Genomic DNA, 13706 nt, shown 5'->3' on the forward strand with positions numbered 1-13706 from the left:
TCCAAAAATGATAACCGAAGTGCTTACTGCAAATCAATTAAAAAAAGAGGCTCCTGTATTTGGACAATTGTCCTTTAATGATCACGAACAAGTTGTTTTTTGTCAAGACAAAGATACAGGTTTAAAGGCAATAATTGGGGTGCATAACACAATTTTAGGACCTGCATTAGGAGGTACTAGAATGTATAATTATCAGACAGAATGGGATGCTCTAAATGATGTTTTGAGACTATCTAGAGGAATGACGTATAAGGCGGCTATCACTGGATTGAATTTAGGTGGAGGGAAAGCTGTGATTATTGGAGATCCTAAAACATTGAAGACTCCCGCACTTATGAAACGTTTTGGAGAGTTTGTTCATACACTAGGAGGAAAATACTATACAGCAGAAGATGTAGGTATGGAAACTTCTGATATGGATACTGTTCGAGAAGTAACACCTTACGTAACAGGAATATCAGAATCAAAAGGAGGAGCAGGTAATCCTTCTCCGGTAACAGCATATGGTGTGTATATGGGTATGAAGGCCTCAGCTAAATTTGCTTATGGAACTGATAACTTAGATGGTAAAAAAATCTTAGTACAAGGTATTGGACATGTAGGTGAGGAATTGGTAAGGTTAACAGCAGAAGAAGGAGCTAATGTTATTATTACAGATATAAACCAAGAAAGACTTCATGAAGTCAGTGGTAAATACGGAGTAGAAATATATAAAGGACAAGATTTATATACTGAGACAGCTGATATTTATGCTCCTTGTGCATTAGGTGCTACTATAAACGATGAAACTATTAATAAGTTAAATGTTAAAGTGATTGCTGGAGCAGCAAACAATCAGTTAGCTTCAGAAAATGTTCACGGTCCGTTATTACAGGAAAAAGGAATTGTATATGCTCCGGATTTTTTAATCAATGCAGGAGGTATTATTAATGTATATGCAGAAATTGAAGGATACGGAAGAGATCAAATTATGACCAAAACGGAAAATATTTATAATACTACCTTAGATATTTTAAACAAATCAAAGGCTACAGGTATGACTGCAAATGCTGCAGCCGTTAGTATTGCAGATGAAAGAATTGCTGCCAAAAAAAACGATAAATAAATTTATCTAAATTTTACTGCATAAAAAGTAAATTTTAGAATTGGTAGATTAAAAATAATAGTATTTTTGCAGGACGAAAGTGAGCTACACTTTCGTCCTTTTTAATTAATGTTCTTTGTAATTTCTTATGTTAACAAGAAGACATATTCGAGTTAAAGTAATGCAATCTCTCTATGCGCTAGAGCAGACGCAAAGTGATAATCTAGATAAAGAAGAAAAGTTTTTGCTTTTTAGTATCGAACAGATGTATGATTTATTTCTAATAAATCTTCAACTTTTGATAGAAATAAGAAAGCACGCTGCTGATTTTCTGGAAAAAAGTCAGAAAAAAATATTAGCTACTTCAGAAGAAAAGAACCCAAATCAAAAATTTATTAATAACGAAATTCTTTTGTTATTAGAAAATAATATTGAGCTTAAAGAAGCAATGGAACGTAAGAAGATGAACTGCTGGCATCTTGATGACGAGTATGTAAAAATTCTTTGGAAGGAAATTCATGAGAGTGAGTTGTATGCAGATTATATGAATACGAAGATGAGCTCCTTCAAAGAAGATAAAGATTTTATTCTTGATATCTTCAAAGAAATCGTAGCTCCTAATGACAAGTTGTATGAATATATAGAAGATAAGAAACTTACCTGGATTGATGATTTACCATTAATCAATACAGGAATTATTAAGATGCTCAGAAAAGTGAAGCAAACTCATGATGAGCATATGTCTTTACCAAGATTATATAAGGATGTAGATGATAAAAAATTTGCTAAAGATATTTTTAGAAAAACAGCGCTTAACGGAGTTGAATTTGCTGGAGAGATAGAAGGAAAAACCCCTAATTGGGATAAAGATCGTATTGCAGAATTAGACAAAGCAGTCATTAAAATGGCAATTTGTGAGTTTCAAAAATTCCCATCTATACCTGTAAAAGTAACAATTAACGAATATTTAGAGATTGCCAAGGAATATAGTACTCCAAAGAGTAGTATCTTTATCAACGGGATTTTGGATAAAATATCCAAAGAATATCAAGAAAACGGTAAACTAAATAAAGTTGGCCGAGGACTTTTGTAGTTCAAAAAAAATAGTATTTTTAACCCTCAATTAATTAAAAACCCAAGTAATGAAAAAAGGAATCTTAATTTTAGCTGGTGTTTTTGCTTTGACATTTGTGTCTTGCAAAGATAATGCAGCAGAAAAAGTTAAAGAAGAAAATGTAGCAGATGCTGCAGATCGTGATGCAAAGAATACAGATTTTCCTGTAATGTCTTTTGATGCAACTGAGCACGATTTCGGAACAATCAACGAAGGTGATGTAGTAGAACATACATTTACTTTTACTAATACAGGTAAAGCACCTTTAGTAATTGTAAATGCAAAAGGAAGTTGTGGTTGTACTGTTCCTGAGTGGACAAAAGAACCTGTTGCTCCTGGAGCTACTGGATCTATGTTAGTGAAGTTTAATTCTAACGGTAAGCCAAACGCTCAAAACAAACAAGTTACTATTACTGCTAATACAGAAGCAGGAAAAGAAATCCTTAAGATTAAGGCAATGGTAACTCCAAAAGCTAAACCAGTAAGCGGAACTCCGGTAAGCGAGTAATTTTTATGGAAGGATTTGGAGGACAATTACCTTTTATACTTTTGATATTTGTAGTGATGTATTTTTTTATGATACGTCCACAAATGCAAAAGGCAAAAAAGGAGAAGAAATTCGCTGCAGAGCTTAAGAAAGGAGATCGCGTAGTTACAAAAAGTGGTCTTCACGGAAAAGTCTTTGACTTCAGTGAAAAAAATAATGCCGTTGTTATTGAAACAGGAGCTGGTAAATTAACATTCGATAAATCTGCTATTTCTTTAGAAATGAGTCAGAAATTAAATGCACCACCTGCCGAAAAGAAAAAGTAATAACAGAGCTTATAAAGCAAAAAGCGTCGTATGTAAATACGACGCTTTTTTTGTGTAATATATAAATAAAGTTGGTTATGATTTCATAGTAACAATTCGTTGTGGTAGTGGAGCTGCGTAATCTGCCTTACCTAGTGCTTCAACAATTTTTTGTCTTGTATCCCAATATACATCCCAATAATCTTCACAGGTAGAATAGGGTAGTGCTAATAATTCTACGCCATTAGGTCCTAAATTATTAACAGCAACTCTTGGAGCAGGATTCTCCATTACATTTTGATCAGCTTTCATAACATCCATTACAATTTGTTTTGCTTTTTCAATGTCAGTGCCGTATTGAATTCCAAAAGGCATATCTACTCTTAGATTACCAATAGTTGTTAGGTTAGTTATTGTTCCTGCGGTAATAGCACCGTTTGGAATAATTTCTGTTTTATTTTGGAAAGTTTCTAGTACTGTAATAAATACGGAGATTTCTTTTACAAATCCAAGTTTACCACCTGTTTCGATTAGATCACCGACTTTAAATGGCCTGAAAACAAGTAACATTACTCCAGCAGCCATATGACCCAAAGAACCATTAAAGGCACCTCCAATAGCCAATCCAACTGCTGCTAATAAAGCTGCAAAAGTGGCGGTAGGAATACCTACAATACCTGCTATAGAAATGAATAAGAGAACTTTTAATAAAAAACCAACAAGAGTAACTAAAAATGGTTTTAAAGTGCCGTCAACTTTGCTTTTGTCAAAAGCTTTTTTGATAGCTCTCATAATGAGTTTTACAATCCAAAGCCCAATTATTAATGCTACAATTCCTCCAACAATTTTAAGTCCATATTGACCAACTCCTTCTTGTATAGAATTAAAAAAACCGCCAAGAGAACTCATAACTGTTCCTCCTGCTTCTGTAGTTGCTGATACAGCTGTATCTACAACCTTGTCTGTAGTTTGCATGATTTATGTTTTATAGTGATTAAATAGTTATCACATAAATCTACTACTATATCAGGTTAACGGTTTTCCTTTGTAAATAAGAAAAAAGCACAAAATCGTCAAAAGTGATGAAATATCGATGAGTTACAGATTATCTCTTTGCAGTTAACTCCGCAATCTTTACTATCACTTCTACCGCCTTAATCATACTTTCCACAGGAACATATTCATATCTTCCGTGAAAGTTATGTCCTCCAGCAAAAATATTAGGACATGGTAATCCCATATAGCTCAATTGTGATCCATCCGTACCACCGCGAATTGGTTTTATGAGAGGAGTGATACCTATTTCTTTCATAGCTTCTTCTGCAATATCTACAATGTGCATTACAGGTTCCACTTTTTCCCGCATGTTATAGTATTGATCATCAATGGTTACAGTAATGGTATCTTTTCCGTATTGATTGTTAAGTTCATTTGCAAGCTTGGTCATGATCTCTTTACGAGCTTCGAAATGCTTTTTGTCGTGATCTCTAATGATGTACTGTAATTTAGTTTCTTCAACTTCACCGTTCATGGTATGTAAATGAAAAAAACCTTCCCGATCACTAGTGTGTTCCGGAGTTTCTAATCTGGGCAAAGAATTGATGAAATCCTGTGCGATATACATGCTGTTGATCATTTTTCCTTTAGCATATCCTGGATGTACTATTTTGCCTTTTATAGTAACGACAGCACCTGCTGCATTGAAGTTTTCATATTCTAATTCACCAATTTGGCTACCATCCATGGTGTAGGCCCATTTTGCTCCAAATTTTTCGATATCAAACTTATGAGCACCTCTACCGATTTCTTCATCAGGAGTAAAACCAATACGTATTTTTCCATGTTTGATTTCTGGATGTTGGATAAGGTATTCCATGGCGGAAATAATCTCAGCAATACCAGCCTTATCATCAGCTCCCAGAAGTGTAGTTCCGTCTGTGGTAATTAATGTTTGTCCTTTGTATAATTTTAGATCTTCAAAGTAATCTGGAGACAACACAATATTCTCCTCTTTATTGAGAATGATATCTTTTCCATCATAGGATTCGATAACTTGAGGATTCACATTAGCTCCTGTGAAATCAGGAGTAGTATCAAAATGAGAAATGAAACCAATTGTTGGGACATCGTGATCCACATTAGATGGTAGTGTTGCCATGATGTAAGCATTTTGGTCAATAGTTACATCTTCTAAACCTATTGATTTTAATTCGTCAACTAATTTATTTGCTAGATCCCATTGCTTTTCAGAACTAGGAGTTGTATCGCTATTAGGATCACTCTCCGTATCTATGGTTACATAACTTATAAATCTATCAATAATATGTTTTTTAGGAATCATAGGGATGAATTAATTTTTGGATTTTCAAAAATACATTATTATTATAAAAAGTAGTTTTTTAAAATAAGAAAACCTTGCCAAGCAAGGTTTTCTGCAGAAACAACAATGCAATTACAACTTAAAAAAGGGGGGTAATTTAGTTTTAGGGTTAATTGATGCTTTCTAAAATACAGTTACATTATTGTTTGGTTGGTATATATAGTTAAAAGTGAAATATCTGCTTTCATGTACAAAGGCATCTGGATTAATAGGAGCATCTTTATAGTAGCTAAGTATTTCTACTTTTGCATACTTTCCGTCACTAGTTCTTATTACTAAAATTTTTCCTGTTAAAGGAGTGATTAAGAAATTTGGTGCTCCAGAATAATTATACCATCCATTATCACTTCCTGAAGGTATGGCTGTATCGGCAGCAGTATCTTGTATAAGATTTCCGATTTCCACAGATGTTATATTATCCATAGTTCCTGTAGCAATATAGGCAGCGGCATCTCCAGTTCTATCTGGTTCATCAGTAGTTCCTTGTGTAGCTCCTCCATTAATTATAATGGTAGTTCCTCTAAAAGCAATGTCCCAATCTTCATCACTAGTAGTAATTTGACCTGTTTCGAAATCAAATTTTGTAAAAGCACCAGATATTGGTTGTCCCTGTCCTCCTTCTTGAGGTGCGTGTAAATTAGTAACTGTTTCAGAAATAAGGTTGGCAAGAGCTTGTGTGTCGTCATTATCATCAGAATTGGAAACAAATCCTTCTGGGGCAACACAAGCAAGTTGTGATGCTGCAGAATTTCCTAATCCATCTCCATCAGCATCATCAAAAAATAAAGTTTCTGCGCATGAATCGTCATCACTACTACAAGAAAAAAATCCAATAGCGAGTATAGCAAAAGTTAAAAATCTAAGTGTTCTCATTTGTATGTATTTAAAATTTAATGTTTAGTTTTCCGTATAATATGCGACCAGCAATGTTACTTATGTTTCCGGGATCGGTAAAATCAAAGAGGTTGTCTATACCCATTCCTAGGATATAGTTGTTGTAAAAAGTTTTGTTTATAGCAAAATCCCAAATAGTATATTCTCCTACAAATTCGTCATAGGTATCTATGTAACCATTAATGGTTCCATTAGTATCAGACAATCCATAGCTACTTCTGTAAGTTGCTCTAATATTTGTATTTATGTTCCAATCTGGAATTTCATAAAATAGCTTGACATTAGCCATATGTCTGGAGCGATTGGGTAAACCAAAATAATCACCTTCTTCTAATTGAATTGTTGTAGTTCCTAGGCCATCAGGGTTAGGTACACGAGCAAAAGCTTCTCCGTTTTGAAAAATTCTTTCTGCTTCTTTGTCTTTAGCATAAAGTAATTGATAACCTCCTGATATTTTTAGATTTGTGATTGGTTTCCAGTTTGCGCTGAATTCTACACCTTGTGTATATACGTCATCTACATTTGAGTAACTAAATACATTTTGACCATTTGATTTTCTAGCAATTACTCTAGTGTCTATTAGATTTGTAATGTTATTCTGGAAAAAGTTTAGACTTAGTTTTAGTTTTGAAATTGGCTCGAAATCGACCCCTAAATTATAACTCACAGAACTTTCTGGTTTTAGAGATTCATTAAATTGTTCTATAATAGAAGGAAGATTGTTTACAGATTCTTCTGTTAATTGTCCTTGATCTGCCAGTTCCTGAAGCTGACTAGGAACAGCATTATATCCTAGCACGGTGTATCCTACAGTAGCATTTGTAAAATCAAAGTAGAGTTGTCTAAAATCTGGAGCTTTGAATCCATAACCTACAGAACTTTTTACAGATAACTTATCCGTAATTTCATATCTAAGAGCAATTTTTGGACTAAGCTGTGATTCATATTCGTTATGATCATCATATCTAAAACCTAGAATAACGTTTAGTTTTTCTAAAGCTTGGACATCATATTGAGCAAAAATATAAGGAGCATAGAACTCAGGTTTTTCAAAAAAGTCTGTTCTGTCTAATGTTTCATTTGTTAGACCAACACCGCCGATAAGTGTATGTTTTTCGTTAGGAGTGTAAGAAGCTCGTATTTCAGGACGTAAAAAACGTTGATCAAAATCACTATCCGAGAATCTTGCACCAGATGGGTCATCAAGAAACTCTTCAGCTTTATATTGGGTAGTGTAGAATTCAATATATGTGGCCCATTTTTTATTGAATTTGTGATCGAACTTAAAGTGCGTATTCCATTCTGTTATGGTACTTTCTCCTAATAAATTATTTGGAGCAACATTATCTTGTTCCTGAGTGTAATAGCGACTCGATAATAGAAGTTTAGTATTATCATTAAAATCATAGGATATTTTAGTGGTAAAAGTATAGTTGCTAAAAGGCTCTACGGTATTAAGCTCATCAGAATTAATAAGGTCATAACCGGAGCTACTATATCTATTAAAAAAAGCATTAATTCCGAACTTTTTTTGTTTAAAATTAATAGCGGTGCTTAAATCTTGGGTATTGAAGCTTCCTGTACGATGACTAATAGTACCTTTAAAGCCTTCCTTGGGGTTTTTAGTAATTATATTGATGACACCTCCCAAAGCTTCACTACCATATAAACTTGAGGAGGCTCCTTTTACTACTTCTAATTGTTTAACGTTACCTGTGGTAAGACGACTTAAGTCTAAGGTGCCTGCGGATCTCCCAACAAGAGGAACCCCATCGATCAAGATCAAGGTATACTGACTATCTAAACCTTGTAATTGAATTCCTTCTCCACCACCAAAATCAGGAACAGTAATGAGCCCAGTTTGCTCATTAAGAATATCGGTTAAGCGAACTGAATTTACTGCATCAATTTCTTTTTTAGAAATAATCTGTGCAGGCAAAGGGAGAGAAGATAATTGTCTTTCTGTACGAGTTGCACTTATGAATACTTCTTCTAATCTCTCTGTTTTTAGAGAGTCACTTTCTTTAGGAGTAACATGTTCTTGACTATATAGGTTACAGCATAAGAGTAAGATAAAAGTAATGATTTTATTCATTTATTTAGACTAATTAAAAATAATTATTATTTTTGACAAATATATAATCTTATTTTAATTAAGTCTAAATAAGATTAATTATTTTTTATGTTTTAAACTTTTAAATAATCTTTCAAAATGAAAATCAGTCAGTTAGTAATTGTTGTGTCACTACTTACATCTAGTGTAGTAATAGGGCAAGTAGATAAAAAAGCAAATGATCTTGCCGCAATAAAGTCCATGTGCGGTTGCTATGAGGTCTCTTTTAATTTTGCAGAAACTTTTAATTATAGTAACGATTCTCTATATAAACCTTCTAAAACGAAAAAGGATAGTAAGGCATTAGAGTGGGCAGAATTAGTAGTTGATAAGGAGAATAAGATAGCTATTCAGCATATTCTACAAGTAGGCGATCCATCCAAACCTCATATTGTAAAGCATTGGAGACAGGATTGGGTGTTTGAAAACCGAGATTTTTATATGTATGATGGAGATAATAATTGGAAATATGTTCGTAAACCCGAAGAAGATGTAAAAGGGCAGTGGTCTCAAAAAGTATATCAAGTAGATGATAGTCCTCGTTATGAAGGTTCTGCTAGCTGGGTCCATGTCGATGGTAAGAGTTTTTGGGAAAACACTACAACAGCGCCTTTGCCACGACGTGAGTATACTACCAGAAGTGATTATAATATTACAATGAGAGGTAATCGTCAGGAAATTACCGAAACTGGTTGGATACATGATCAAGATAATGACAAAATTATTAGAGAAGCGGGTAAAGAAGATATAATCATAGCCAAAGAGAAAGGGAATAATATTTATACACGTGTAGATGATAAACGTTGTGCAGGAGCATCTAATTGGTGGAAAGAACATAATGATAAATGGGTTTTGGTAAGAAGTAAGTGGGAAGAAGTTTTTGGAAGAAACACAGATTTATCTTTAGAACAAAAAGTTGAGAACAAAGCGCTATATAAGCATCTTTTTACTGAAGATTATCAAGCAGAAAATGATATTAATACAATTATAGAATCTTTTGTAAAAAAATAATAATATGAGAAAAGTTCATAGCTTATTGGGGATCGTTTTTATTTTATTGTATATAAACGTATCTGCACAGGAAAATGTTTTTTTAGATCGAAACTATTGGAAATCAAACCCTACTATACAGCAAATAGATAAAGATATTGCCTCAGGGAATGATCCTGCAGAACTTAATCGGTTTGCTTTTGATGCTGTTTCTTGGGCGCTGATTGAAAAAGTAGATAATCAAACGATTAAATATCTTTTGACTAAAAAAGGAAATGACGTAAATAAAAAAACTCATGATGGACGTACTTATATTTTTTGGGCTATCTATCGTGATAATTTGGAAATGATGAAGCATCTTCTTGAAAAAGGAGCAACGACAGATATTATCGATAGCCACGGATATTCGTTATTAAACTTTGCCGCTGTTACCGGTCAGCAAAACGTTAAGCTATATGATTTTTGTATTGCCAATGGAGCAGATTTGTTGACAGAAAAAAATAATGATGGAGCTAATGCGTTGTTATTGGTTGCTCCGTTTTTGGAGAATGATAAGCTCATTGATTATTTTGTTGATAGAGGCATAGATCTACATTGTATAGATACCAATGGCAATGGTATTTTTAATTATGCTGCTAAAAAAGGAAATAAAGAAATCTTAAACCAGCTTATTAAGAAAGGTGTAGCCTATAAAAATCTAAATAGTGAAGGTGGAAATGCATTTGTTTTTGCAAGTCAAGGTACTCGGAATAGTGCTAATAATCTAGAAGTGTATAAATATTTTGAAGGCATAGGAATTCAACCAAATGTAGTAACGGATAAAGGTATTAATGCGTTACACGCTTTAGCTTTTAAAAATAAGGAGCGAGCTATTTTTGATTACTTTATTCAGAAAGGTGTAGATGTTAATCAACCAAATAGTAAAGGGGATACACCATTTGCCAATGCTGCTTCTAGAAATGATATGCAACGTATTAGTCATCTTATTACATATGTAAAAGACATCGATCAGGCTAATAAAAGTGGTGTTACACCACTAATGAAAGCTGTTCAAAGAAATACTATTGATGTAATTAGACTATTACTGGATCATGAGGCAAATCCATTGGCGAAAGACTTAAAAGGAAATTCGCTTGCATATTATGTCTTGCAATCGTATCAAAAAGACAAAGCTCAAGAATTTGATCAAAAAATTGCATTGCTTCAAGAAAAGGGAGTGGATTTTACAGAAGTTCAGGCTGATGGCCATACGTTATGGCATTTGGCAGTAAAAGAAAATGATATTGAATTGCTAAAAAGAATTGCCAAATTGACCGTTCCTATGAATAGTAAAAATGATGAAGGAAATACAGCATTGCATCTTGCAGCTATGAAAGCTACTAGTGCAGATTTATTAAAATTTCTTTTAGAGAATGGAGCAGATAAAAGTATACAAACGAGTTTTGAAGAAACGGTTTTTGATCTAGCAACAGAAAACGAATTACTACAACAGCAAAATGTCGAGTTAAGTTTCTTACAATAATTGACAATTACTAAATATCAATAACAAATGAGGAGAGATCAGTGAATATGGTGTGGTCTTTATTAAAATATAAATGTTATGAAAACAATTTTTAGATTATTTCCATTAGCTATACTAACGGTTTTTGTATTAGTATCTTTTACAAGGGAGTCAAACACAACGAACCTTAAATGTATGATACAGATGATAAATTATACAGGAGAAGGTGCATATGTTGTTATTTCTCTAATAAAACCAGAAGGAGGATATGATGAGACTTTATATGTTCAAGGAAAAGATAGTGAATGGTATAGTGATATTACAGAATGGTGGAAATTCTATGGAAAACAACGATCAGATATTGACGCGATTTCTGGAGCTACTATAAGTGGTGGAGAAAGAACAGTAAGTATTATTAAAATCCCTAAAGATAAAATTGATAGCGGATATAAAATTCGTTTTGAAACAGCCGTTGAGGATCAAGAATACTATGAAGATGATGTTGAGTTTGAGTTGACTACTGAAACTATAAAATCTAAAGTAGAAGGAAAAGGTTTTATAAGATATATACGAATGCTTCCACAATAATTTTTAGAATAGTATGACTATTTCATTATGGAGATATAGCCATCTTGTATTGGCTATATCTTCTGCTATTTTTTTATCGATAGCTTCAGTAACAGGTATTATTCTTGCTTTAGAGCCTATGTCTAATGCTGTACAACCTTATGCAATAGGTGATATTGAAAATATTACTATAGCAGAAACTATAGCAGTTTTACAAAGAGAGTATAAAGAGGTAATTACAATTACCGTAGAAGATTCGAATTTTGTTGTTGCTTCTGTAATTACTAAAGAGGGAAAAGGTGAAAAAATCTATGTTAATCCCAGGACTGGAGAAAAACTTGGCAATCCTGAACAAAAAGCAAGTATTTTTAAGTTTGCGACTAATCTTCATAGATCTTTATTTCTGAAAAGTGTAGGGCGTTTTTTTGTTGGATTGGTTTCGTTACTATTGGTTATTATCGTTGTTACCGGAATGCTACTTATTCTGAAACGACAAGGAGGTGTTTCAAAGTTTTTTACGAAGGTACATAAGGAATCCACGAATCAGTATTACCATGTAGTCTTCGGTCGCTGGTTTTTTATCCCAATACTCATTATTGCTGTTACGGGTGTTTATTTGTCTCTTGAAAAATTTTCTTTGCTTCCAAAATATTCTTCTTCTAACCAAATTAATATACAAGCATACGAAAAAGCTACGAAAACGGCGGCTGCTGATTTTCCGGTTTTCAGGAGAATTCATTTAAATGATGTTAGAAATATAGAATTTCCATTTTCTGATGATGTTGAAGATTATTTTAGAATAGAACTAATTGATAAAGAACTAATGGTTCATCAATTTAGCGGAAGTGTTCTGAGTGTACAGCAATATACTTTTGTGAAATTAGCATCGTACTACAGCCTTTTGTTACATACTGGTAGTGGTAATGTTTTGTGGTCAATTGTTTTATTGATTACTAGTGGGATTATTCTGTTTTTTATGTATTCAGGGTTCTGGATGACTATTAAACGTAGTAGGAGAAGTAGGCTAAGTAATGGACAAAATAATAAAGACGAGTGTGAATATATTATTCTAGTAGGATCAGAAACAGGTTCTACATTTACTTTTGCAAATCTCTTTAGGAAAGCACTTCTTAAGGCAGGCAAGTCTGTTTTCGTTTCAGAATTAAATTCATATACAACCTATCAAAAAGCAAAACATCTTATTGTTTTTACAGCTACCTATGGAAAAGGAGAACCTCCTGCAAACGCCAAAAAATTTGAGCGATTGTTTAAGGAAATTAAACCAATCAATACCCTTCAGTTTTCAGTCATAGGTTTAGGATCATTAGCATATCCGGATTTTTGTAAGTATGCTATAGATGTTGATGCAATTTTAGGATTGCATTCTGAATTCAGGTCGATTTTACCATTACAAAAAATAAATAATCAATCTTTGGATGTTTTCAAGAATTGGGTAGAGAAATGGAATGATTTAGTTGGTTTGTCCTTAAAAATTGATACTTCCGAAGAAGTAAGGGAATCAGGATATGAAGTCTTCAAAGTAGCAAATAAAACACCCTTAAATACGGATGATACGTTTTTACTTCGTTTACATCATTCAAAACAATCGCTAGATTTTAGATCAGGAGATTTATTATCGATTCGTCCTAATAATGATACTGTGGCTAGATTGTATTCAATAGGTAAATTGGATGGAGCTATCGTATTGAGCATTAAAAAACATGATAATGGTGTGTGTTCATCGTATTTAAATCAATTACAAGAAGGTGATACGATAAAGGCAATGATTAAACCTAATGAAGAATTTTATTTTCCAAGTTTCACAAATGATGGAATTCTAATTGCTAACGGAACGGGTATTGCCCCATTTTTAGGAATGATTACAAGTGAAACGAGTAATGCTAAAATTCACTTGTTTTGGGGAGGAAGAACCAAAAAGTCTTTGGAGATATATGAAGATTATGTGAAACGAGGAAGATTAACAAAGCAAATATCTAGTTTTCATGTTGCCTATTCTAGGGAGAATGATAAAGAATATGTTCAGGATTTGGTAAGTAAGGAGAATGACCTTATTGCTAATACTCTTCAAAAAGGTGGTGTAATAATGATATGTGGTTCTGTTAACATGCAGGAAGAAGTACTTGATGTTTTGGAGCGTATCACGGAAAATAAACTTAAAATTCCATTGAGTACATTTCTTAATAATAAACAGATTAGAATGGATTGTTATTAAGATTATGTGGGGATTTCCTGAGCTACTATAAATATCAA

General features: G+C 33.2%; 12 protein-coding genes. 8 read left to right on the forward strand and 4 right to left on the reverse strand.

Translation table 11 applies throughout. The features are described 5' to 3' along the window. Positions 1-7 precede the first annotated feature (7 nt). From Q0975_RS19435 to yajC, 4 genes are all read left to right on the forward strand, one after another. Positions 8-1105, forward strand: coding sequence for a Glu/Leu/Phe/Val dehydrogenase dimerization domain-containing protein (locus Q0975_RS19435; RefSeq protein WP_299439724.1), 1098 nt, complete (start codon positions 8-10; stop codon positions 1103-1105). Positions 1106-1265: 160 nt separating this feature from the next. Continuing rightward, entirely contained in the window at positions 1266-2177 is a 912-nt protein-coding gene (nusB, locus tag Q0975_RS19440; protein WP_299439726.1) for a transcription antitermination factor NusB, read from the forward strand. 49 nt (positions 2178-2226) lie between these two features. Beyond that, the gene (locus Q0975_RS19445) at positions 2227-2706 is read left to right on the forward strand and encodes a DUF1573 domain-containing protein (RefSeq protein WP_299439728.1); all 480 of its coding nucleotides are present in this window, start codon (positions 2227-2229) and stop codon (positions 2704-2706) included. A 5-nt stretch (positions 2707-2711) separates the two neighbouring features. Further along, complete coding sequence (yajC, locus tag Q0975_RS19450; protein WP_299439730.1) at positions 2712-3011, forward strand: preprotein translocase subunit YajC; 300 nt, start codon at positions 2712-2714, stop codon at positions 3009-3011. Between the two features lie 75 nt (positions 3012-3086). Here the strand turns inward: yajC and Q0975_RS19455 are convergent, their stop codons facing one another. From Q0975_RS19455 to Q0975_RS19470, 4 genes are all read right to left on the reverse strand, one after another. Further along, positions 3087-3965, reverse strand: coding sequence for a mechanosensitive ion channel domain-containing protein (locus tag Q0975_RS19455; protein WP_299439732.1), 879 nt, complete (start codon positions 3963-3965; stop codon positions 3087-3089). Between the two features lie 130 nt (positions 3966-4095). After that, entirely contained in the window at positions 4096-5331 is a 1236-nt protein-coding gene (gene pepT / locus Q0975_RS19460) for a peptidase T (RefSeq protein ID WP_299439734.1), read from the reverse strand. Between the two features lie 162 nt (positions 5332-5493). Next, a complete protein-coding gene (locus Q0975_RS19465) occupies positions 5494-6243 on the reverse strand; it encodes an HmuY family protein (protein WP_299439735.1) in 750 nt (249 codons plus the stop codon). Between the two features lie 10 nt (positions 6244-6253). After that, positions 6254-8359: a TonB-dependent receptor gene (locus Q0975_RS19470; protein ID WP_299439737.1), complete on the reverse strand. Its 2106-nt coding sequence runs from the start codon at positions 8357-8359 to the stop codon at positions 6254-6256. Between the two features lie 117 nt (positions 8360-8476). Between Q0975_RS19470 and Q0975_RS19475 the strand changes: the two genes are divergently transcribed. The 4 genes from Q0975_RS19475 (at position 8477) to Q0975_RS19490 (ending at position 13668) form a co-directional block, all read left to right on the forward strand. After that, the gene (locus Q0975_RS19475) at positions 8477-9388 is read left to right on the forward strand and encodes a DUF6607 family protein (protein ID WP_299439739.1); all 912 of its coding nucleotides are present in this window, start codon (positions 8477-8479) and stop codon (positions 9386-9388) included. 4 nt (positions 9389-9392) lie between these two features. Then, on the forward strand, positions 9393-10889 hold the full coding sequence (locus tag Q0975_RS19480) for an ankyrin repeat domain-containing protein (RefSeq protein ID WP_299439741.1): 1497 nt from the start codon (positions 9393-9395) through the stop codon (positions 10887-10889). 78 nt (positions 10890-10967) lie between these two features. Continuing rightward, positions 10968-11456, forward strand: a complete 489-nt coding sequence (locus Q0975_RS19485) for a DUF2271 domain-containing protein (RefSeq protein WP_299439743.1) — start codon at positions 10968-10970, stop codon at positions 11454-11456. A 13-nt stretch (positions 11457-11469) separates the two neighbouring features. After that, positions 11470-13668, forward strand: coding sequence for a PepSY domain-containing protein (locus Q0975_RS19490; RefSeq protein ID WP_299439745.1), 2199 nt, complete (start codon positions 11470-11472; stop codon positions 13666-13668). Positions 13669-13706: the final 38 nt, after the last annotated feature.

Origin of the sequence: uncultured Aquimarina sp., assembly GCF_947500065.1 — a bacterium.
GTDB lineage: Bacteria > Bacteroidota > Bacteroidia > Flavobacteriales > Flavobacteriaceae > Aquimarina.